This is a genomic window from Dictyobacter alpinus (assembly GCF_003967575.1).
In the GTDB taxonomy this organism is placed as follows: domain Bacteria; phylum Chloroflexota; class Ktedonobacteria; order Ktedonobacterales; family Ktedonobacteraceae; genus Dictyobacter; species Dictyobacter alpinus.
In genome coordinates, this window is record NZ_BIFT01000001.1 from 1722439 (window position 1) to 1745181 (window position 22743).

At 48.6% G+C, this 22743-nt stretch carries 18 protein-coding genes; 12 read left to right on the forward strand and 6 right to left on the reverse strand.

The annotated features are described in order from the left end of the window. Positions 1 to 5: 5 nt before the first annotated feature. Positions 6 to 1172, reverse strand: coding sequence for a glycosyltransferase family 4 protein (locus EL633_RS06795; protein WP_126626458.1), 1167 nt, complete (start codon positions 1170 to 1172; stop codon positions 6 to 8). Positions 1173 to 1745: 573 nt separating this feature from the next. On the opposite strand from EL633_RS06795, the gene EL633_RS06800 reads away from it, so the two are divergent. From EL633_RS06800 to EL633_RS06825, 6 genes are all read left to right on the forward strand, one after another. Continuing rightward, the gene (locus tag EL633_RS06800) at positions 1746 to 3320 is read left to right on the forward strand and encodes an LCP family protein (protein ID WP_161982002.1); all 1575 of its coding nucleotides are present in this window, start codon (positions 1746 to 1748) and stop codon (positions 3318 to 3320) included. 10 nt (positions 3321 to 3330) lie between these two features. Continuing rightward, positions 3331 to 4614, forward strand: a complete 1284-nt coding sequence (locus EL633_RS06805) for a TolB family protein (RefSeq protein WP_126626460.1) — start codon at positions 3331 to 3333, stop codon at positions 4612 to 4614. Between the two features lie 372 nt (positions 4615 to 4986). Then, the gene (locus tag EL633_RS06810) at positions 4987 to 5952 is read left to right on the forward strand and encodes a protein kinase domain-containing protein (protein ID WP_126626461.1); all 966 of its coding nucleotides are present in this window, start codon (positions 4987 to 4989) and stop codon (positions 5950 to 5952) included. A 165-nt stretch (positions 5953 to 6117) separates the two neighbouring features. Further along, the gene (locus EL633_RS06815; RefSeq protein WP_126626462.1) at positions 6118 to 6504 is read left to right on the forward strand and encodes a RidA family protein; all 387 of its coding nucleotides are present in this window, start codon (positions 6118 to 6120) and stop codon (positions 6502 to 6504) included. A gap of 17 nt (positions 6505 to 6521) precedes the next feature. Continuing rightward, the gene (gene dnaA / locus EL633_RS06820) at positions 6522 to 8057 is read left to right on the forward strand and encodes a chromosomal replication initiator protein DnaA (RefSeq protein WP_218027429.1); all 1536 of its coding nucleotides are present in this window, start codon (positions 6522 to 6524) and stop codon (positions 8055 to 8057) included. A gap of 292 nt (positions 8058 to 8349) precedes the next feature. Further along, positions 8350 to 9294 (forward strand): HAD-IIA family hydrolase, encoded by a 945-nt coding sequence (locus tag EL633_RS06825; protein WP_126626463.1) that lies wholly within the window; start codon positions 8350 to 8352, stop codon positions 9292 to 9294. On the opposite strand, the gene EL633_RS06830 is transcribed toward EL633_RS06825, so the two are convergent. From EL633_RS06830 to EL633_RS06845, 4 genes are all read right to left on the reverse strand, one after another. Then, positions 9291 to 9743, reverse strand: coding sequence for a PaaI family thioesterase (locus tag EL633_RS06830; RefSeq protein WP_126626464.1), 453 nt, complete (start codon positions 9741 to 9743; stop codon positions 9291 to 9293). The genes EL633_RS06825 and EL633_RS06830 overlap by 4 nt on opposite strands. A gap of 50 nt (positions 9744 to 9793) precedes the next feature. Then, positions 9794 to 10420, reverse strand: coding sequence for a hypothetical protein (locus EL633_RS06835; protein ID WP_126626465.1), 627 nt, complete (start codon positions 10418 to 10420; stop codon positions 9794 to 9796). 288 nt (positions 10421 to 10708) lie between these two features. Then, on the reverse strand, positions 10709 to 11881 hold the full coding sequence (locus tag EL633_RS06840) for a M20 family metallopeptidase (RefSeq protein ID WP_126626466.1): 1173 nt from the start codon (positions 11879 to 11881) through the stop codon (positions 10709 to 10711). A 159-nt stretch (positions 11882 to 12040) separates the two neighbouring features. Next, a complete protein-coding gene (locus EL633_RS06845) occupies positions 12041 to 12718 on the reverse strand; it encodes an RNA polymerase sigma factor (RefSeq protein WP_126626467.1) in 678 nt (225 codons plus the stop codon). 578 nt (positions 12719 to 13296) lie between these two features. Here EL633_RS06845 and EL633_RS06850 point away from each other — a divergent pair. After that, the gene (locus EL633_RS06850; protein ID WP_161982003.1) at positions 13297 to 15459 is read left to right on the forward strand and encodes a MerR family transcriptional regulator; all 2163 of its coding nucleotides are present in this window, start codon (positions 13297 to 13299) and stop codon (positions 15457 to 15459) included. Between the two features lie 42 nt (positions 15460 to 15501). Beyond that, the gene (locus EL633_RS06855) at positions 15502 to 16173 is read left to right on the forward strand and encodes an AAA family ATPase (protein ID WP_126626469.1); all 672 of its coding nucleotides are present in this window, start codon (positions 15502 to 15504) and stop codon (positions 16171 to 16173) included. Between the two features lie 94 nt (positions 16174 to 16267). Here the strand turns inward: EL633_RS06855 and EL633_RS06860 are convergent, their stop codons facing one another. Beyond that, a complete protein-coding gene (locus tag EL633_RS06860) occupies positions 16268 to 16927 on the reverse strand; it encodes a sigma-70 RNA polymerase sigma factor region 4 domain-containing protein (RefSeq protein ID WP_126626470.1) in 660 nt (219 codons plus the stop codon). A gap of 483 nt (positions 16928 to 17410) precedes the next feature. Between EL633_RS06860 and EL633_RS06865 the strand changes: the two genes are divergently transcribed. From EL633_RS06865 to EL633_RS06880, 4 genes are all read left to right on the forward strand, one after another. Further along, positions 17411 to 19525, forward strand: coding sequence for a MerR family transcriptional regulator (locus tag EL633_RS06865; RefSeq protein WP_161982004.1), 2115 nt, complete (start codon positions 17411 to 17413; stop codon positions 19523 to 19525). 242 nt (positions 19526 to 19767) lie between these two features. Beyond that, entirely contained in the window at positions 19768 to 20526 is a 759-nt protein-coding gene (locus EL633_RS06870) for an NACHT domain-containing protein (protein WP_126626472.1), read from the forward strand. Between the two features lie 60 nt (positions 20527 to 20586). Then, positions 20587 to 21513 carry a transcription termination factor Rho gene (gene rho / locus EL633_RS06875; protein ID WP_126626473.1) on the forward strand — a complete coding sequence of 309 codons (927 nt, stop codon included), beginning with the start codon at positions 20587 to 20589 and terminating at the stop codon, positions 21511 to 21513. Positions 21514 to 21923: 410 nt separating this feature from the next. Then, a complete protein-coding gene (locus EL633_RS06880) occupies positions 21924 to 22730 on the forward strand; it encodes a hypothetical protein (RefSeq protein ID WP_126626474.1) in 807 nt (268 codons plus the stop codon). The last annotated feature ends 13 nt before the right edge of the window (positions 22731 to 22743 follow it).

A 22743-nucleotide genomic window follows, 5' to 3' on the forward strand; every position in this document is an offset into this window, starting at 1 on the left:
CGTTACTACGCGGCGATCAGCAAATTTGAGCGAGAAACTACATCACGATAGCCTTGCACGATGCATTCCATCGCCTCGTGCCATGAGCGCTCGGCCGCCAGATTCTCTGCCAGTTCTCCCATTGAGGCACGCTCTTGCGCATTAAGCATCAACTGGGTCAGGTAAGCACGATAGCCGGCAATCTGCTCATCTTCCTGCAAATTTTCAGCGTCGAGTAAAAGTCCTGTCTTTTGATGCTGAACCAGATCGCAGACCCCTTCGGAACGTACACCTACGACTGGCAGGCCAGAGGCCATCGCCTCCAGGACCACCTGACCAAAGGTTTCTGTATAGGAAGGAAAAGCGAATACATCAGCCGATGCATAAGCGGTCGCGAGTGCTTCTCCACTCAGATAACCAGTAAAGGTCACCGGCACCTGCTCCAGTTCTTGTCGAATCTCATCATAGGCTGGTCCCTGGCCGACAATGACCAGGTGGCAACGGGAATGATCCATCTGACGATACGCTTGAATGAGTAGGCGCAGATTTTTTTCCCAGGAAACGCGACCAACATACAGTAAGATGGTTTTGTTCTCTGGCATCTCGCGATCCTGCAGCCATGCGTTCCGTACTTCCTGGCTTCTACGGCCCGAGTGGAATAATGTCCGCTCAACACCGCGCGGCCAGATCCGCAGGTGCTCAAAACCCTGGCTTGTCAACATTTTGGCCGTCGAGTCCGAAGGACAAAATGTTAGAGCACATTGGTTATGTACAAAGCGATTATAGAGCCACATAGGCTTCGTCAAAAGCGAGAAGCCAAAATGTCCACAATAGGCCGCCAGATTGGTGTGATACGACGAGATAATTGGGATATTTAGTACTCTGGCTGCCGCCAGACCTGTTGCACCTAGAATAACTGGATCAACCACATGAATAATGTCTGGTCGAAACTCGGCCAGACGACGCATGAATAAGGGGCGAAAGAAATTAAATTTTAATTCAGGATAAAAAGGAAAAGGTAGCCCGGCGGTGCCAATCACCTCCGCGCCAGCATATTCATCCATGCCGCATTCAGGACCCAGTAAGAGCGCCTGGTGCCCATTGACATATAAATGCTCAAGTAAACGTGATACTGTTCGAGTAACTCCATCAAGTTTTGGCAAAAAGTTTTCTGTGATTATGGCAACGCGCATTGGTTCACCACCTGCTCCAACTACAAATCGCTTGCAGCACGCAAGGCGCTAACGCGATCTATCATACCCATTCATCATGACCCCTGCTCAGGCGCTCACGATTGCTTCTCATTGGCACGCTATTCAAACATGGAATCGATGCTAGCCGCCTGTGGGCGGCGCTCACGATTGCTTTTCCAGGATATGCCAACCGATAACATGCGTATAGACAAATGGGTGACCGATGTACCCTACATCAACAGTAACACGTTCTATTTAGAGGATAATTAAGCCTTGTTTACGGTTATGTAAACCAGATGATAAAGAGCCATTAAATAGAAACACTCGCATGCAGCCAGATAGTTTTGCATCCATACATAAGAAAACGCTCATCTCCGTGAATATTTACTCTACTATTCGTTATACTGGATAGAAAATGCGTCTTTATGTACCATTATGCCACATTTTGAATACGTCAAAATACCATATTTAATGTTTCCAGGCATGAAATTGACTTTACTATCCTGGCGAGGGAGGAAAACCCAAAAGGCGATAATCATACAATCTCAGAGGAAAAGGAAGCAGGTAAAGCAGGTGAAAAATCAATTTGGTAATCAGCCTTCGCAGGATGGCACTATAGACCAGCAAAAAGCTTCACCGGGTACAGCGGCCGATAAGCGACACCCCGGACAACAGGCAGCGGAAAACGGGCTCCTGACAAAATGGAAAACAGGACAATCTCACCATGCGGAGCAATCCTCTCAAGCGCATATCGCTCAAACTGGCAGCCTGATGGACGAACCTGCGCACGATCCACTTAGTAAGCGCCGGATGCCTGGACGCCGCTTACAAGCACACGGCTCTCATCCAACTAAACCACCTGTAACTCATTCTTTTGCGCCACGCGTCGATGAAGTACCGACGCGGCAACAGCCAGCCGTGTCAAATATGGCATGGCCGCCTCAGGCTGGTCCAGAAACATATCCCTCCGGCCTACAGCACCAACCGGGCAATCCCAATGCGATGAACACGCCCGGTTTTAGTAATGTTCCACCAGTGATGGTACAACCACCACTGGCAGCCGCTGGCTCAATCACCAAAAAACGTACCCGCCGTATCCCGCTGTGGACACGCATCGCCATTGGTGTGCTCACATTTTTTATCGTCGCAGCGGGTGGAGCTTTTGCTTACTATCAATTTACCTTTGCGGGCTCCGTAAATAATATTACCGGTCAGAGCGCCATCCACGATGGTACGGCTAACTACCCTCAAGAACCAACCAATATTGATCCCTTAACGCAACGCACAAATATTGTCCTGCTGGGCAGTGATACAGACGGTAAGGGCAATGATCCGGAACATGGACAACCCCTGGCGCAGACCATCATCGTGATTACCATTGATCCCACCAACAATAAAGTGGGCATGCTCTCAATTCCACGTGATATGCAGGTAACTGATAGTACCTATGATGCTGCATATCCAAATTCTAAAATTGACGAAGCCTTTGAACATGCCTGGCAAGGAAATGATGCTAAAGAAAAAGCGCAACGTGCCGCCGGACATACCATGGATGTGATTGAAGCGAACTACGGTATCCATATCGATCACTATGCCTGGGTTGGTCTACAGGGCTTTATCAAAGTTATCGATACCATTGGTGGGATTGATGTGGACATCAGCCATCCTATGTTCGATGATTTGTATCCAGATGATACCGGGACCAGTCAGGACAAATTTGGCTATAAGCGGCTCTCTATCGCGCCAGGTCCACAGCACCTTACCGGACTTGAAGCCCTGGAATATGTGCGTACACGCCATGCGGACCTCGGTGGTGACTTTGGGCGCACCGATCGTCAGCAACAGGTCCTGAGCCAGATCAAGGTTAAACTGACCAATGCCGATACCATTACCAAAGCACCAGCCTTGCTTAACGATCTGAACGGATTCTTGCTAACCGATTTAAATCTCAATCAGCTCTACACTTTCGCGCAAATAGCCAGAGACATCGATATTAACAAACTTGATCGCGTGACACTGACAAGTAATTATGCCATCCAGATAAAATCTAATACACGTAACAACTACGGGCCAAATTGCGCACTGGTTATCCCAAAGATTCGCGAGATGTTTGGCATTGATAATCCCACCTGCTTAGATCAAGGATAAATAGCTTGACATGAAAAAATATCCACTATGGAAGCTCTTTTTTCTCTTTACCTTGCTGACACTTAGCTTGCAGGGTTGTTTGGGAGGGGCAGATGACAACTACAAAAGCGTCACCCATGGCAAGAATGGTGATGTAAAAATTAATATTCAACAGGCAGCTTTTAAAGGGAAGATATATTTCACACTGGAGCGCAATCTCTATGTGCTGGATGGGAAAGATAAAGAGCATCCCAAACAGTTGACCAAGGGTTTGGATGTCCGCGATCCTGCGGTCTCACCCAATGGTAAGTGGGTTGCTTTCATTGTGCGCTATAAGGATTTTTCAGATCTGGCCTACATGCCTACCAGCGGCGGCAAACCCATTGTGATTGCGGCTGGCTATGGCAAATATCTACCCACAAATACAGATACACCTCAAAGCACCCACCATTGGTTTGCTCAACCCAGTTGGGATGCCGATAGTGAACATATCTACTTTTTAGGCGATAACCAGAAGTACTTTTGGAATCCAAAAATTGTGGGGGGGTATGACGCGGCCATTCTGGATATGCAGGTATTTAAGATGTCTATGCACGACAGATTGACAACTGAAGATGCTATCCAGAATGCACAGCCTATAGCTTATACATCTATTGGCGCTGGCGGATTACGAGATCCCGCCAGTCGTCCCGGCCATAGAGATCAATTGGTCTACACCAGTTATAAATATACAGCACCCGACTTTTCCAAATTAGCCGTGCAACTTAATTTGATTGATACCAACGCCATACAAGATAATATCAACCAGTTTCCTGACGAATATAACCAGAAGTATCATCCCGGTGCCTTTCAAAGTGAGATCGATCCCGGTGTAGCGTTAACGCCCGATAAGGCTGATTTGATGAATATACAACCCGCCTTTTCGCCCGATGGTAACACACTTCTATATGTGCGCCGTGAGGATGCCACCCATATGAGCTTCTACAGTATGCCCGTAGTCAATGGTGTGACCAGTGATCCAAATGATCCAGCGTTTGATCCTAATAGTGAGGCTAATAGTCAAAAAGGGCTCTCGCAATATGGCAGGTCGGCAAAGCTAATGACGAGTCAGTATCTCAGCCAGCCAGTCTGGTCGCCCGATGGCACACAAATCATTTATTATGATTACCATAATACAAACTTTGATCTGTGGTTGGCTAAAATTGTCAAGGATCCCAAGACTGGTAGCTACTCGTTGCAAAAGGATAGTCAGATTGAAATTACGCAGGCTAATGGCAGTCTGGATGCTGATTCGCGTCCCGCCTGGTCAGCTTGATGGCATCTACTCTAATGGAAACATATACTCAAACCTTACGCGGGCACTAAAGTGCCCAACATTTTATTAGTTGGTGCAGCCATGGCGCGAATGCGCCATGGCTGCACCAACTAATAAAACAAGAATGGGGGCGCCTGCGCTCCCCAGGCTGGCACAAAACTCACCACTCCCATTGGGATGGAAGTCCGACACACTCTGTAAGAGAAACTGGAGCCTTTGTCTCCCAATGCGAACCCCTTGATATATCAATCTGGATATGTGAAATGACGCTGGTCATGTAGCACTCGACGGCATAACTCATTAATGGTATACTACCCTCTGAAACGGGAATTTCTAAGTAAAGTATTCGCCCAGGTCGCTTGAGGTGAGACGTTGAACCAATTTGAAGGCACACTGATCGCTGGACGGTACGAAATTCGTGAACATATCGCTACAGGTGGTATGGCAAGCGTCTTCAAAACCTGGGATCATCGCGTAGAGCGAATTGTGGCGATCAAAGTGCTACGATCCCTGGATAAGAATGATCTTCGTGCAGTCGAACGTTTCCGCCGGGAAGCTCGCGCTGCCGCAGCGCTTGCACATCCGAATGCCGTTACTATCTATGACTTTGTCGAAGAAATGGGTCAGTATTTCCTGGTAATGGAATATATTCATGGCCCGACATTAAAACAACTTGTCGCGCAACGCCGGCAGTTACAGCCACGTGAAGCAATAGAAATCGCAGCTCAAGTCTGCGCTGTATTGCAGGTTGCACATGCACGAGGTTTTATTCATCGCGATATCAAACCACAAAATATCATGTTAGCGTGGAGTGGAGGAACAGGGAGCCTCGGTGATGGAGGCGCATGGGTAAAGCTAACTGACTTTGGTATTGTACGCGTAGCGGAAGATGCTGGCCTGACAAATAGTGGTATTGTGCTTGGCACTGCCGACTACCTGTCACCAGAGCAGGCTCGTGGAGAGACCTTAACAGCCTCTTCTGATCTTTACTCACTGGGTGTGGTAATGTTTGAGATGCTGACAGGTCGGCCACCATTCGTGGGTCCGACGGCGGTTTCAATCGCGATGCAGCATGCCTCGACCAATCCACCTCCATTACGTCAATTCAATACACAGGTTCCTGCAGTGCTTGAACAGTTAGTGAACCGCACCTTGCAGAAAGAACCTGCTGAACGCTTTAATTCAGCCGCTGAGATGCAAAAAGCCTTACGTGCCTGTGCACGCGAACTAACACGTGGCAAGTCTGCACCACTGCCGGGAGGAGTCGCCTCATCCTATCCATCACGTTTTGGCGATGGGAAGGGGCAATATCCACCTTCGGGACACGGTCAATTCTGATCGCGGTCCTCTGGTAAGAGAATAGACCAGGTAAGGGGCACGCAAAATTATTGGCGTGTCCTTTCACTGTCTCTTCTTCACTTTTGATCATCCTTTTTTAACTATATTCAGTATAAGAGCGCAAGATAGCATTCGCGTCTACTTGCCCATTGATGGGGAAAGCACATGGAATACAAACAGATTAGCACATCCGATGCCCCGGCTGCGATCGGTCCCTATAATCAAGCCATCCGCTGCGGACAGTTTCTTTATACCTCGGGCCAGATTCCACTGGATCCAGCGACTGGCGAAATAGTTGGCAGCGATGTAAAAACACAGACACATCGTGTGTTTCAAAATCTCCAGGCATTGCTCCAGGCTGGTGGCGCATCACTTAATAGTGTGATTAAAACCACGGTTTTTCTGACCAGTATGGGCGATTTTCAGGCCATGAATGAAGTCTATGCCACCTACTTTCCTGAGGTTGCTCCGGCTCGCTCAACTGTGGCCGTGGTCGAGCTTCCGCGTAAGTCGCTGGTCGAAATCGAGTGTGTCGCTCTCATCCAGGACTAGGGTATGGGGGAATAACGGTGAATACCGCTACTATCTGGCGCACGACCCTGACACAACTGGATATGACTCCTATTGATGCACTGACCAAAACGTGGTTGCAGGATGCACATCTCATTGAGTTGCCCGCCAGCGCACGCCATGAGCTGGCTTCGGATGCTCCAGAACAGAGTCTGGCTTTCGCCTTACAGGTCCCAAATGATCTGGCCTGCGATATCATTACGACGCGCTGGCAAGGTTTGCTGGAAGATGTGATGAGAGATATGCTGGGTCAACCAGTAGCTCTGGTCGTCAGAAATTCCACTTATACGACTGCCGCGGTGCCTGAGGTAATTCCTCCTGTACATGAACGGGAAGTACCTCCGGCCCGTACCGCGCATCCGCCTATGCGACAACATCATGCACCGCCGCCACAGCAAAATGGCAACGGCTATTATGATGATGTGTCGCGTCCTCCAATGCAAAATGAGTTTTCCTATGCCTCCCCCAATACGCTTGAAGACTGGGAAAACGAGCAGCGCGCCAATATGCTGGCCCATAACCGCTTGAATCCACGTTATACCTTTGGTGCCTTTATCGTAGGTAACAGCAACCGCCTGGCCCACGCCGCCTCTCTGGCGGTCGCCGAGGCTCCTGGTGAGTCCTATAACCCGCTCTTCCTCTATGGAGGCGTAGGTTTGGGCAAGACCCACTTGCTCCATGCCATTGGCCATCAAGGCGTCGACACCGGACTGGCCGTGCTGTATGTCTCCTCCGAGCAATTCACTAACGAAATTGTCAATGCGATCCGCTATCGCACAACTGAAGAGTTTCGCGCCAAGTATCGCTCGGTAGATATTCTACTGGTGGACGATATCCAGTTTATCGCTGGCAAAGAATCAACCGAGGAAGAGTTCTTTCATACCTTTAATAGCCTGTATGAGATGAGCAAACAGATTGTGATCTGTAGTGATCGTCCCCCCAAAGCTATTCTGAGCCTGGAGGAACGCTTGCGCTCACGTTTCGAATGGGGATTGATCGCCGACATCCAGCCACCAGATCTGGAGACCAGAATGGCAATTCTGCGTGTCAAGGCTGATCTCTTGCATTATCATGTACCTGATGAGATCATTGCCTACATTGCGGGTCGCGTGCAGACGAATATTCGTGAGTTAGAGGGCTGCCTGAATCGCCTGATGGCCTACCAGAAGCTGCATCGCGTTGAACTAACGATGGATGTAGCGCGTGCCGCCATTTCATCACTTGGTACCGACACACGCGAACCAACCCTCAATAGCCGGCAGATCGCCCAGGCGGTGGCGGACTACTATCATATATCGCTTGAAGCCATGTGTGGCAAGCAGCGCGACAAATATATTGTCACACCACGCCAGATCGCGATGTATCTTATCCGCCAGGAAACCTCAACCTCCCTGCTGGAGATCGGACAACTCTTTGGCGGTCGGGACCACAGTACCGTCCTGCACTCCTGCGAAAAAATCGATCGCACCATCCACGTCAACCAGACCCTGCGCCGCGAAATCCTCGCTATCCGCGAACAACTCATGCGTGAGTAATCAACAAACACAAACCTTAAAGCGCGTCCACAATGGACGCGCTTCTTCATATATATTCGCGAACACCCATATACAAACGCAAAAAGAAATGAAATGACAGTAGCGGCAGCCGTCCTGGCTGCGAACCTCCCCCATCGAGCGTAGCCGTCAGCACTTCGAGTGCACTTACCCGCCAGTCTCCCTTTACGAGCACCACCGCCCACCTACCTCCGCGTCTATGAGGATGGCATAAGGTCACAGGGGAAGGTGGACGATGATTGTCACTGAGTGAGGCGTCGGGGAAGGTGCGCTCATGGTGCTTGCTAGCTCCGCTCATAATGGGACGTTCGCAGCCAGGACGGCTGCGGCTACTGCTGGGGCGGACGCGGGGTATGGCGGCTGTGATATACTGGTTGCTGATGTGCATGCACAAATACGACAGGAGAACAGAGCAACCATGCTACCACATATCCAGGACCTGACCACTTACTTGATTGATCTGGATGGCGTTGTCTATCGCGGCGAAACATTGATTCCAGGGGCCAAAGAATTTATCGATTGGCTGGATGCAAACCAGAAAAAATATTTGTTCTTGACCAATAACTCTTTTGCCAGCGAGTCACAGGTTGTGGCTAAATTGGCACGACTGGGCATTGCTACCGATAAAAGCCATGTAATGGGTGCCGCCCAGGCTGCGGTACAAAGTATCGAACATCGCTATCCTGGCGCATCCGTTTATGTTATCGGAGAACAGCCGCTGTTCGATCTGGTCAATGAGCATCATCTTAAAGTGGCAAATGAGGATTGGCATAGCGCGGATGTGGTTTTTGTTGGCCTGGATCGTGCTTTTGATTATAAGAAACTGACCGAGTCGATCCTGGCGATCCGCAAGGGTGCAACATTCATCGCCATCAATCGTGATCCTCTCCTGCCAATAGCTGGTGGAGAATTAACGGCTGGCTGCGGAACGATGGTGGCGGCAATTGAGGCGGGTAGTGAGACGACGCCTGAAGTTATTGGCAAACCAGAACCTGCCCTGCTGCAAGAGGCGATGCGCAAGTTACAGAGCACACCGGCTGAAACGGTGATGATCGGCGATAATCTGGGGGTAGATATCAAGGCCGGTATCGCAGCCGAAACCCTTACCATGCTGGTCTTCTCGGGCAAAGATACACCCGATAGTCTGGCAAAATCTACCCTCAAACCAGATTATATTTATGAGGACCTTGCCGCCGTTATGCAAGAACTCAAACGTTAGCCTTTAAGGAGCGGATCCCCTCCATCGGGAGGACGATCAACTACGGCCACGGTACAGCGCGAGACGCAGATGAGTTTCTCGCGCTCATCGCTGATACGTACATCCCAGACGTGGGTGCTTCTTCCCAGATGGATAGGCGTGGCGACCGCGCGCAGTTCTCCATCGCGCTTGGGGCGCAGGTGATTGGCATTAATCTCCAGACCAAAGGCCATCTGGCGTGCGCTATCGATATGCATCACACTCGCCAGCGAGGCGACTGTCTCAGCCAGCAAAACTGAGACGCCACCATGCAAGTAACCAACCAGTTGCAGATGATTGGGTCCAATCGGCATTGAGGCCGCCACTCTTTCTTTGCTAGCCTCAACCAGCTTGATATTTAGAGCCTCCAGCACTGTTCCTCGACCACTGGCATTCAAACGCGCTAATAGCTCCTGTTGTTCGGCATCCATTCCTTAGCTCCCCTTTCTGGCTTCTTCCCGCCTATTGCTATCCGAGCGCTTTATTTTGAGATAGTTGGAGCATGCTTTGAGGCTACTGCTCGCTTTGGCTCTTCATCAGCCTGCTCAACCACAAAGGGTGTGTTCCGTGCTTGCCACCAGAACAATGCAAAACCCGCAAAGAAGGCCACCAGCCACATCACGATGGTCGCGACCACAGAGGCCGGCACGTTCTCCCACACCTGGTATGAACCATTGGTGATGCCACCAGAAATGTCGCGATAGATGCTAAACAAAGGGATACCAGCCAGCAGGACCCAGGAGATCCAGCGAGCCTTGCTGGTCCAGAAACGCCAGATGAGCAGGTAACCAAGGCTGCCATAAATAAAGATAGGCGTCAGGTAGAATGGCAAAGCTACATGCAAAACGTTCAGCGACTTCAGAAACAAATTAGTGAACTGCACCTGAAAATCATTGGGATTATGCAGGCCGCTTTGCACAAATACGTAGTGCCACCAGTGGCTGCCATAAGCTACAAGATCCACCAGCAGATTGACGATTCCCATCACCAATCCACCCAGCAAGGATGCCAGTAAGACTTTCCGGGGAGGGCGGATAAATAACATGCACGCGCCATAGACCATTAGCAGGAATGGAACGACATAGAGCAGGAAGATAAAAGCTTCCATGTAAGAAAAACTCCTTGTATGTGTAAAAAAGAATACCTTGATGCCTCGCATTCAGCGCAATGGAGGGAATCGCACTCTGTTCTTTCTTTACCGATTGGCATGATGCAGATCTTAACAAGGTTTGAAACGCTGCCCTTAACGATCCCGCTTTTTAACATGAAGACTGACAGAGTATTACTACAAATATCATAACGCGAAGTGCCACAGTTGCCCAGTCCAATATTACGATCGGAGTTCCAGGGACTGCGCTTCAAAACATATTATCCTCTATGCGGCAAGTCCTGGCTGCTATTCTTGCAGACAAATTCTTTGGATCAAACCTGCCAGCAGGGGTCCGCGCATCGAAACCGAGGCGATCTGCATATGTTCGCGATCCAGATTATGCATGCCACCACCCACCGGACCTAATGTGTCCAGTGTTGGAACGCCGGCGGCCATCAGGATGTTGGCGTCAGAGACCCCACCTTTGGACTCGGCCTTTAAGTCCACACCCAGTGCCTGTCCCTCCAGTATTGCTTGCTCGACCAGATGCTGGACTGCCGCGGTAGGCTCATAGGGATGACGGCCTGGATTGCGCGTCAGGGTTGTGTGGGTATCGGGCACATTATGATTGGCGGCAAGATTATGCAAGGCAGCCGCAGCCGCATCTAAACCATGAGGACTGAATGAGCGCACTGAAATGGCGCAACTGGCCATGTCGGGGACAACATTGAGCGGCTCATTACTCTGTAGTCTGGTCACATTGAAGGTGACACCAGGAAAGATCGCGTGCAGATTTTGGATCGCCAGAATTTTATGCGCCAGTTCAACGACAGCCGAACGGCCTTTGAAGGGCTCGACACCCGAATGGGCCGAGATGCCATGGACTTTCAGCACATATTTATCGGTACCCTTACGCGAATGGGTCAGCGAGGTCTGCTTGCCCGCCGGCTCTAACACCAGCGCATAATCAATCTCGCCCGCAATTTCGCGGATCAAAGGGATACTTCCCGGTGAACCGACTTCTTCATCATTATTGAAGAGAAAAATCAGCTCGCCATATTGATCAAAGCCAGCCTCCAGCAGGGCACGTACAGCATAGATGCCCATCACCACACCAGACTTCATATCCAGCACACCAGGACCCTTAGCTACCCCGTCATGTAGTTCAAATGGCTGCTCGGCTACAGCACCCAGCGGATACACGGTATCCACATGGCCCACTATCAGAATACGTCGCTCTCCGCGTCCCTTACGGCGCGCCACCAGATTATTGCCAAATCCAATAGATGGATGTAAGGTAACCGCGAAATCATACGCGTGTAACCATTGTTTGAGATATTCCATAATGCGGTTCACACCCTCAACCTGACCCGTGCCCGAATCAATGTTGACCAGTGTAGCTAAACGCTGTATATATTCTTCCTGGTAGGAGGAAAAACTTGAGAGGTAGCTTTGTGCATAAGTCGCAGTCTGTGACATAGATAACTATCCTTCATCGTGGGTGGTTGAACATCGGCAGTGAGGTTGACCTGCTGCCATTGTATCACAGAGAGCGAGGGCGACCAGTCCCAGAAAGATCACCAGGTACAACAATACCTGGCGGCCTCCCCGGAAAGTATAAGGTCTGGATGAAGACGATTACATATAATCCTGCTCATCTGACTGAAATGTCTGCCGTAAGCGCTTGTAGGCCATACTCAGTGAAGCGGCATGCCGACTCCGTTCCAGCGGATCACGTGAGAGTGTACAACGATACGTTCGTAAATCAATCCCCACCGTTTGAAAGGCGCTCTGAAGTTGACTGGTCTCTCCACTTAAATCAGCATGGTTGGCCAGATCAATGAGTAACGCTGTACGCTGCTTGATAGGAAAATCCACAATGAGACGTGCCAGGGCCATAAGTACAGAGATACGCATAAGACTATCCAGAGCTATCTCGGAAGGATCGACTTCATCACCATTGGCTAACAGGTAAGAAACCTCACCATCCGGTGAGGATGGACGGATCAGACGAAGTTCACGTCTACGTAGATCGCGAAAATGATTGTGCGCCACAGTACGCCCAAAACAGGTCATCGAGTGAATGGGCATCCCAAGACCATTCTCTACCAGTCGTGTATACTTCAATGTACGAATAACCGCTTCTTGCAATATATCATCAGCGATATCATGTTCCTGACCATGCCAGGACGTTACACCAGAAGAGTATACCCAACCAAGAATATAAGGCCGCAGTGTACTGTAAAGTTCCATCCAGACCCGATCACTGACCGCCTGGCGATCATTGGTCTGTACAACTGGTCGATAAACAGCCATAAGTTGTAACCTCCAGAAAAGATAGGTATGCCTCAGAAAACCTATCCAAGATGTGGCGCATCTGTCTAATATTCGCTCTTTGCCACCAGGTATTTATCTTTATTTCATCCATACGTGTTGCATGCACACTAATTGCCTTCTCCTAAAACACGTTACACCGCTCTTGCCATTGACTTATCCTTATCAATTTTATAGCATACTAGAGTTAGTAATTCAATGTTTTCTCAGGGTTAGCGAATATTTTTATATATTTTGGCCAAAAACATTAATAAATATAAGCATCCTGACAGCCAAATAGGCACCATCAGCCTTAGCTTTCCTGACCACTACATAAGAAAACATCAATATACGGGAAATTTAGAGGAGAATAAGTAAAAATTTGCGTCGTCATCGTTTTTTTAGCAAGAAACAAACTGATATATAGTAATGTTTTTCGAGCATACTCATAGTTTTTTTAATACGCCAATTGCCAAAACGTCATATACAGGTGTACAAGCTATTCGAGCATGTGTTATGATAGGCAGGAATTTTGAAATACGTGGGCAATTCCCACTGTATTTTTTTAAGGAAATATGGCGATGGATGAACGCAACCTACAACGGATTGCCAGACATCTCAAAGATGAGGCAGCGCAACGACGTGTTCACCACAACATCCAGCGCGGGCGAAACGAAGTTACGGTAACAATTGGAAGGGCATCACGCCTGTTTGGCTTTAGTGAAAGTCAGCTACGTGATTGGGAGAAGATGGGGTTGATTAAGCCGATACGCCCAAAAGAAGGCACGGATGCGCGCCAGATTACGGGACAGCGCCAGTATTCATTTGCCGAACTGGATAAGCTGGCGATTATTCGAGAATTGCTTGATGAGGCTCATTTGACGCCTGGAGCAATACCAGCGAATATCGATGAAATCTGGTCAACGCTAGCCTCTCCCTCTTATGCTTCAGAATCCCAGGTGCTGGAAGATGATACAGAATATCTGTCCACATCATCCACCATGCCAGGATCACAGTATGACAACATTAATAAGCGTATCACTATTGCCTACCGCGAACTCATGGCCTGGCGCTTCTATGTCTCGCGGGTCCTCTGGCTTAGTCTGCTCTTAATCTATGAGGATGTCCCTGGCTTCTACGCAGGACTGGTGCTGCCCGCCCATGAACATGCATTGGATGAAACGGCACGCGATCCCCTCCAACTACAACTGGTGGGTGAATCACTGGTGGGTTGGCTCGGCCAGACACGCTCGTTCTTTACCTTTCTGACACCAGTTCCTACGTTTGAATATCCCAGCGATTATATTGTACAGCCATTATGTCCCCCCGATCTAAGGATGAGATTACCTGGCTCGATCGCTAATCGTACCCTGATCGTGGTACAACGCGACGAGATCCAGCATGTCCGCCGCCAGGAAAAGGCTGTACGCACAGTGCTACGCCTGCTGGAACCCCTCTATGAGGATCAGCATTTGTGGCACCATTATATTGGTGAGGGTATGCAAGATCTGGCCTCACCTGCGATGGACTTTACCCCCAAACTTACTGACGCACTCCTCACGGGGCTCGCCGATATGGTGATTCGCCTTGGGGGGAAAATGGCTAATGGCCAGGATCACTGGCAGGATTGCTGTATCCTTTTACCAGGCAATATGAGTCTTCCTTTACAACAACGTAGCCTGGTTGTTCGCGCGAAGAGCCGCAATGCACGTCACACCGTTGGCGTTACGTCGGTCGCACCTGAACGTCATGTGACAAACTTGAGCATTCGTGCCTACCAGGGCAGTCATATTATTTATCGGCCGGAGCTGGCCCGCGAAGATATTATGGCGATCGCACGCGAAATAGAAGGACCAATCCAGTCCAATATTGCAGTACCCATCGGAGGTGAAAGCGGTCAACCGCTGGGTGTCCTCTACGTTACATCCTATAATCGTGAAGCCTTCAGTGAGGAGGATCAACGCATCTTACGTATCATCGCCAAGATCACTGAAGAGCTCCTGTATACCTATCGAATCAGGCAGCAGATCTCCGATACGCTGCCCGATCTACTGGAAAATCCTAGTATTGTCGATCCTCTTTTTAAGGACTTTGCCTCGGAAAATGATTTTCTTCACGACCTGGGAGATATCCTGACCACCATCAAAGAGCAAGGGGAACACAGCCAGGAACTCACGATCCCCACTGAAATAGATGGTCCTGTGAAAGAAATCTCTTTTATTGCGATAGATATAGATAGTAATGTACAAGAATCGATTGCCAATAGCTATGGAGATCAAACGTTACATAATCTCTCGATGGCCATTGGATTGCGCATCCACGATCTCTTGCCAGCACTCTTTTCAAACCATTTGAACTGTAAGCTCTACCATATCTATGGCAGTATATATTGTCTGCTTCTGCGTGGCTTTACGTTGGAACGCACCAAGAGCAACGCCGAACGCTTACGCAAGGCTTTAGAGGGAAGTATCGCAGTCAAACAATCTGAACTTCCAGGTGGCACACTCACCCTACCAGACATTTCGGTACACCTGGGTGTGACCTGGTATCCATATGACAAACTTGCAGAATTTCTTGCCCCTCATCATATGCGGTCGGTGACCGATGTGCGCTCAACCTTGTATCATTCGTTAGATTTTGCACTAAAATTGGGAACAGATACCGGTGGCAATATCATTCATGGCTGGGACCCCGTGACTCAGACGTATACACCGCATCAACCAGGGGAGGAACAAAAAAAATAGATATATACTAAAACACAGATGGAAGATGGAGGAGTGTGATTGATGTTAGTGAAGATATTCGTTTTAGGGCGACCTGGTAGTGGAAAGACGACTGCAATTCATCATCTTCTTACGTTAGCACGCCAGTACGATTACTCAGCACTGAGCATGGATGACTATAGCATTCTCTACCGTATGTCACGCGATGAACGTCATCGTGAGCAGTTTCGCAGCACCGCCTATGGTGGCTTTGATGTGCTGGACCTCTCAATTTTTGATACAGCCCTGGAGGTCTTACAACAACAGGTCGAGGAGATGACGAATCTGGAGGGGGATGGCATTATCACTATTGAGTTTGCCCGCAACGATTATTGTCAGGCCTTGAGTAAATTTAGTCCAGAATTTTTGAAAGATGCCTATGTTTTCTTTGTCGATGCAGACCTGGATACGTGCATTAAGCGCATTTATCAGCGCGTAACATCACCATTGGCAACCAACAATCATTTTGTCTCGGAATATATTATGCATACCTACTATAGCAATGATAACTGGTCCTATGTAAGTACACAGTTAAAATCAGCTCATCATATCTACAAAGATGTACGCGCATTTCATAATACTGGCAGTCTGCCACTTTTATTAGATGCTGTCGAGGATTTTGCAGAGATCATTTTTCGGACTGAATTTCAGCTAGAGGTAGAGTCAGAACAACACAAACAGCTGGCTCACGCCTGAGGACAAAGCGAAACGCCCGTGTAACGGGAGGCCACGCTGCCTCTCGTTCACCGGGCGTTGAAGAATTCTTTTTACTGTACTGATGCGACCCGCACTAGACTTGTACCTCATGCTTCAGACGCTTGTAGGCAATGCTACGCAGGGCCGCATCTCGCCCCCTAATGGTCGGATCTTCAGGACGAGGCCGCTTATAATCACTGAGCTGCAATCCAACATCCGACAAAGCTTGCTCTAATAAGGATGGCTCACCATCTAAATCAGACATATTCGCCAGATCAGTGAGTAGGGCCACTTTCTGGCCGCGTGGAAACCTGGCGACCACCTGGGCCACAGTCACAATGATCGAATCTAACATCAAGTGATCTAGCGCTATCTGCGCGGCATCAACCACATCGGACACGCTAATGTTCGCGTCAAAGCTCTGGTGCTCATTATCATCCTGGGTCGGACGAACCAGACACCAGTCTTTTTTGCGCCAGTCACGAAAATAATTGAGCGCGATGACCCGGCTAAGCGCCTTTAAAGAACCTATTGGCCCCCGGTCCTCCCGCTGATGATAACGAAAGGTGCGCATGACCGCTTCATGAGCAATATCTTCCGCAATTTCTCGTTGCTGACCATACCAGGATGATACACGAGAATCACGTACCCATATTTCTACAAGTGGCAAAAGCCAGTTGTAGAGATCGTACCATGCCTGCCCATCAATAACGTCACATGCATCAAGTTGAGCAGAGGTTGCTTCGTCTAACATGAGATGTACCTCCTGGCTATACGTTCTCAATCAGCTTGTGCTACGAAGAAATGACCAGAGGGACAATCAAATAAGCTCAAATAAAAAGGCAATCAACTGTCCAACAGTGACTGTAGTAAATTTCTTAATTCATAGAAGATTATTCTGAAGAATGTTTACAATCAAGAAGAAAATTGCTATATTTAATGTATATGGTACCTGACAAGAAGTTTTTTGTCAATAGCCTGCAAGAAAGTTATAACTTATCTCGATCAAAAGATTACTTTTCTCAAGTTTCCTTACCATTACATCAACTTTATTCATAAACCACTATATATCCTGAGAAAAACTTATTGTATTCATGATTTTCTATATTATTCAACAAAAAACCTCATATATCTGGTCTAAAATAGGTGTACAAACTGATACAATTGTGGTACCATTAAGCTTGTGTTGCATCAGCCCTGAGTTTTTCTCCACTTTTTCAGCGAGGCAAAGATGGATGTGCGAATTAAGCAATCAATACAAGAACACTTGCAAAAAGCGGATGTACAAAAACGCATCTTGCAAAATATCCATAAAGGGCGTGATGAAGCGACGGTAACGATCAGTCGGGCCGCCGAATTATTTGGTATTACCGAAAACAAGTTACGCGACTGGGAAGAATATGGCTTCCTGAATCCTCTCCGCCCCGGTGGTCCCAAGGGCCGTCGCCTGTATACTCCCACCGAATTAGATAAACTGGCCATTATCCGCGAACTTATCGATGCTGGTTATTCTGCCAGTGATATTCCAGCTGATATCGATAAACTCTGGTTGACCATTCGCTCCCTTCACGAACTCGATGCGTCAGCAAAACAGACGCTAAAAGACGTTGCTGATCCTGCCAATGAACCTGCTATTAACCAGCGCATTGCGCAGGGCAAGGATGAGATCTTCTGGAGCTTTTTCGCGCCGCGCGCGCTACGCCTGGCCCTTAAGCTGATCACAGGAGATATTCCTAATACGATGGCGGGACTTATCCTGCCGCTTTCTGCTGAGGTGAATGTCGATGCGGTCCATCGTGTTGAAGATCTGGAGCTACTGGGGGAGTCACTGGTCGGATGGCTGAGCCAGAATGGCTCATCACATACGTTGCTGACGTTGCGTCCCTGGTTTCAATATGCCTCTGATTTTCGTATTGAGCGGCTTCAGGAGATGCGCTCTAGCAGCTTAGCGTCCACTCAGAGTCGGGATAACACATTCATCATTTTGCAACGCGAGACGAGCCCGCTAACGCTAAATAGCGATGCCGTCGAGACGATCCACCGCTTACTACAACCTGTCTATGAAAATGTGGAACGGTCCCGTACGTGTCTGGGCATAGGGGCACGCGATATTATTAATTCTGCCACGGATCTCTATAATAGCATGAATTATGATGATGCTATTTTAAATGGACTGGCAGATATGGTTATCCACCTGGGCGGAACGACCGATACCGGCCAGGCACGCTGGCGTTTCTGCTGGCTCTTGTTGCCACGGGACATTGCTTCCTACCCCACGAATATGAGCAATCTGACCATTCGCGCGCAAAATCAGGATGCGACCTATACCAGCAAGGTGAGCTTTTCCGCATTAGATAAGCAGATGAGTTATCCCTATATTCGTGCTCTGCATAGTCGCAATACTATTTATGAACCCAATATTCCAGCTTCAGATACCCAGGCGGTGCTACGCGATCTGGATATACCGCTGCGCTCCTCAATTGCGATGCCTGTTTCAGGTGAAGATGGCATTCCACTGGGCGTCCTCTATGTCGCATCCCATTTGCGTGATGCTTTTACCATCGATGATCAACGCCTCCTGCGTATCATTTGTCGCATGGCTGAAGAGCTCCTCAAGACATATTGGATTCGCCGGCAGTCAATCAGCCACTTGAGTAGCTTAATTAAGAAGCCTTCCGTGATTGATACTCTCTTTGAGGGTTTTGCTTCGGAAACTGATTTCAATATGGATATTGAGACGTTACTCGACACGCTGCAAACCAATCGCCTGGCAAAGGGCAAAAAAGAAAAAGTACAGGATAAGGTGGTCTCTTTTATCGCACTGGATATCGATAAATATAGCAGCCTGGTGAATAAATATGGCGAACGCCTGGCACGCAATCTGACGCGGGAAGTTGGCTTGCGTATTCAGGAGCAGATCAGGACCTTCTTCAAGGAATATCCAGAATGCCAGCTTTATCATATTTACGCCGATCGCTTCTTTATCGTGTTGAAAAATACTTCGCTGGAGCAGACACGGGAACATGCTGAACGCCTGCGCGTCGGTGTCATGGGCCCGTATAAATTGGATGCTCTGCGTGTCTTCTCCGATCAGCAGTCACGTCCGGAAAGCCTGATCGAATTAAATGGCATCACCGTTCGGCTGGGGATTACCTCATATTCGTATCCCAAATTAGATGAAATTCTCAATGAGCATACACCTGAATTCGCGATAGCCGAGATACGGTCGATTATTACGTCAGCCCTGGATGTAGCACTGGTCAAGGGACAAATTGAAGGTGGCAACGTGGTCGTGAGTTGGGATTATGAGCAACGCAACTTCATTCGCTGGTCACCACAAAAAACAAAGTAACCTCTTCTGTAAGTTTTGCGGCTTTCATTTTCTATCAAGGATATATTTTGCTTCCATCCCAATAACTCTTATCTATCCTATTTACAGTTACCTCCCATGATATGTACGCGTTACGTGTATATTAACAGTACCAACGCCTCTTCCATCCTTCGCTTACAACAACGCACATCTATATATAGCTGGCATTATTTATTGTTAGTTCAACGTAAGAGGTGGTATTGCAGATGGGAGAATAGATCCTTATGGCAATTACTATTTTTTTATTAGGACGGCCCGGGTCCGGTAAGTCAACGGCGGCTCGGTACATCCATCTCTTGACCAAAAGATACGGCTGGACGGCTATGCATATTAACGACTATCCTTTCTTGCTGGCGCAGTTTAAGGCTGATATCAATCATCGCAAATTTAAACCCTCAGGCTGCGGCGGCTTTGATGTCCTCGATTTTTCGGTATTGGATGTAGCATTACATGCCATCGAGCACGAAGCCAAAAAATATGCGACCCAGGCACATAAATTGCTGCTCATAGAGTTTGCGCGTAACGACTATATACAGGCCCTCCAACAATTTCAGCCTGCCTTTTTACAGGATGCCTACTTTATCTTCTTTGAAGCCGATCTGGATACCTGCGTTACTCGTGTCTACGAACGATCCTATCATCCTAGCAACCGTGATGACCACTTCATTTCTGAAGAGATGATCCGTGGGTATTATCAACAAGAAAACAATGAGCACCTTATCTATCAATTACTGGCGCAATATGGTATTAGTAAGAAGAGGGTGTGTATTATTCACAATACCGGAACCCGCAAGAAGTTCTATGAGCAACTTCGGCACTTTGTCTCTAGTTTTCTGGTCCGAAAATCGCCTGACACAAAACATGCATCAGGCAATCTGAACGCTGCTAAAGAGCATATGATGGCTTATTCCACACCCTCAACAGCGCTTCAGACGTATGAACGACCATCCCAACCCATTGATTCGGATGCATCACAAATTTGACGTGTGTGGTACAGTATACTTGAAGTATCCCCCTAGTAGTTGATAGGAGATCCATGACGAGTGGCATCTACACATACTCCCTTTGAGAAGCTAACTCCGATCCACCCTAATCGTCGTATTACTTTAGAAACTGGGAAACAACCGATAGCGCCACGCATGATTGATCTTCTGGTGCCGCTCGGCTTCGGACAGCGTGCACTGATTGTTGCTCCTCCCCAGGCCGGAAAAACGACGATTCTTCGCGAGATCGCAGCAGCCACGCTTCAGAATTTTCCAGAGGCTCGCCTCTATCTTTGCCTGGTTGATGAACGACCAGAGGAGGTGACTGATTGGCGCGTGGAGGTACGCGGGACGCAGGTGCGACTCTATGCCTCCAGTTTTGATCAACAATCTTCCCGCCATGGCCGTATCGTAGAACAGGCACTACAAGATGCCCGCCGCGAAGCAGCGCAGGGGCGTGATGTAGTTATTTTACTTGACTCTTTGACGCGTCTGGCACGTGCGCATAATCTGAATAGCGATATGTGGCAGATGCCACGTAACCAGCGTGGTGGCGGTGGTCACAATAGCCGGACGCTCTCCGGTGGTATCGATGCCCACGCCCTTGAGATTGGCCGCCGTGTCTTTGGTTCGGCCCGCGCGCTTGAAGAGGGTGGCAGCCTGACCATTGTGGCCAGTTGCCTGGTTGAAACGGGCAGTCGCCTGGATGAAGTAGTTTATGAGGAATTTAAGAGTACGGGCAATTTAGAGATCCGCCTATCACGTGAAATGGCTGATCGCCGTATCTTTCCCGCCATAGATATTACCGTGTCCAGCACGCGCCAGGAAGAGCGCCTGCTTTCATCCACGGAACTGAATGCCATGTCGATTGTACGCCGACGCATGGCTGACATACCACGCCGTGATGCCTCTGAACAAGTTATCCAACTTTTTGAGAAGACGCCTTCCAACGCCCAACTCATAGAAGCCATCATCAAACAAGGATAAATTAACCACAAAAAAGCGCCTGAGAAGCTCAGGCGCTTTTGTTGCTATGAGATGACTATTCAGGACCCTTGCAAGCTAAAATGCCCCTGCTCTACTTCGCAGAGCAAATGTTTCTGCTCTACTTCGCAGAGCAAAGTTTGTTGTGTCGTTGTGGAAAAATGTCGGCACTGCCGACATTTTTCCACAACGACACAACAAACTTTGTCAATGCCGCAGGCATCGACCGACCAGTCTTGAATAGTTACCGCGATAAGTCATATTAGCAATGTGCTATAATACAGCAAAAAGTGTTTTATTATCATGGTTTACGCTGATGACATTGGATATAACTATGTGAAATTTCGTCTTATTATTACAGGGTCTATCGACTATAATTTCTGTTTGATATATACCAGGACTGGAGAAAAACCATGCGCTGTCCCTATTGTGGTGGATTAAATCCAGATAATAGCAGCTATTGTATACGTTGTGGCCGCAATTTTGCCCCACAGCAACAAAATGTTGCGCGCCCCGGCCAACAACGAGCCGTGTATCCACCAAATCCCACGCGGACCTTTGCACCATCCACATCGCAACCGCAGCCTCAACCTCAACCACAAAGATCAGTTTATCCGCCGGTGCAGGCTCGCCAGCCAGAACGTCCGACCGTGACACCTCGTCCTCCTCAACAGGCAAACGGATCAGAATATTATCCACCGGCACCTGCCTATCCCCCAGTCCAGGATTATCCTCCTGTGCAGGCTTACCCACCAATACGGCAGCCCGCACCGCCCAGGCGGGCGACAAAGGTGATCCAGGAAAACGGCTGGCCCGTAGAAAAATCACTCCCCCCTGCGCCAGAACCACCGGTCCCATTCCCGGTACATACTCTGGCTCAACTCAAAAAGTTAGCCGAGGGGGCGTTGGATTATAAGGTGTTAAGTGTCGATGATGGTTATGGTCAGAAGAAGATCATCAGGATTCTTTTCAGCCATTGTGTCCAGTGGCAACAGGTGGCAACCCTGGTGAAGGCTTTCAGCGAACATGACGATAAGAAATTTGAGACAATTGTTATACAGGGTGTGTATAATCAAGAACGCAACGTTTATGAGTACACCAATGGACAACTCATTTTCGATCGTAACGTGCGCCTGGGGAGCCAGAACCAGCAACGCTTTCAGATTGAGACCGATAATGGCTATTCAATGGAGGCGCTGCGCATCGTGTTATCTGAGTAGCTGGCAGAAATAT

Bases quoted from the DNA above. Each gene is read 5' to 3' on its own strand.
- EL633_RS06795 (WP_126626458.1), bottom strand. From the start codon at position 1,172: ATGCGCGTTGCCATAATCACAGAAAACTTTTTGCCAAAACTTGATGGA.
- EL633_RS06850 (WP_161982003.1), top strand. From the start codon at position 13,297: ATGGATGAACGCAACCTACAACGGATTGCCAGACATCTCAAAGATGAG.
- EL633_RS06870 (WP_126626472.1), top strand. From the start codon at position 19,768: ATGGCAATTACTATTTTTTTATTAGGACGGCCCGGGTCCGGTAAGTCA.
- EL633_RS06825 (WP_126626463.1), top strand. From the start codon at position 8,350: ATGGTGCTTGCTAGCTCCGCTCATAATGGGACGTTCGCAGCCAGGACG.
- EL633_RS06860 (WP_126626470.1), bottom strand. From the start codon at position 16,927: ATGTTAGACGAAGCAACCTCTGCTCAACTTGATGCATGTGACGTTATT.
- EL633_RS06845 (WP_126626467.1), bottom strand. From the start codon at position 12,718: ATGGCTGTTTATCGACCAGTTGTACAGACCAATGATCGCCAGGCGGTC.
- EL633_RS06830 (WP_126626464.1), bottom strand. From the start codon at position 9,743: ATGGATGCCGAACAACAGGAGCTATTAGCGCGTTTGAATGCCAGTGGT.
- EL633_RS06840 (WP_126626466.1), bottom strand. From the start codon at position 11,881: ATGTCACAGACTGCGACTTATGCACAAAGCTACCTCTCAAGTTTTTCC.
- EL633_RS06855 (WP_126626469.1), top strand. From the start codon at position 15,502: ATGTTAGTGAAGATATTCGTTTTAGGGCGACCTGGTAGTGGAAAGACG.
- EL633_RS06815 (WP_126626462.1), top strand. From the start codon at position 6,118: ATGGAATACAAACAGATTAGCACATCCGATGCCCCGGCTGCGATCGGT.
- EL633_RS06880 (WP_126626474.1), top strand. From the start codon at position 21,924: ATGCGCTGTCCCTATTGTGGTGGATTAAATCCAGATAATAGCAGCTAT.
- EL633_RS06805 (WP_126626460.1), top strand. From the start codon at position 3,331: ATGAAAAAATATCCACTATGGAAGCTCTTTTTTCTCTTTACCTTGCTG.
- EL633_RS06835 (WP_126626465.1), bottom strand. From the start codon at position 10,420: ATGGAAGCTTTTATCTTCCTGCTCTATGTCGTTCCATTCCTGCTAATG.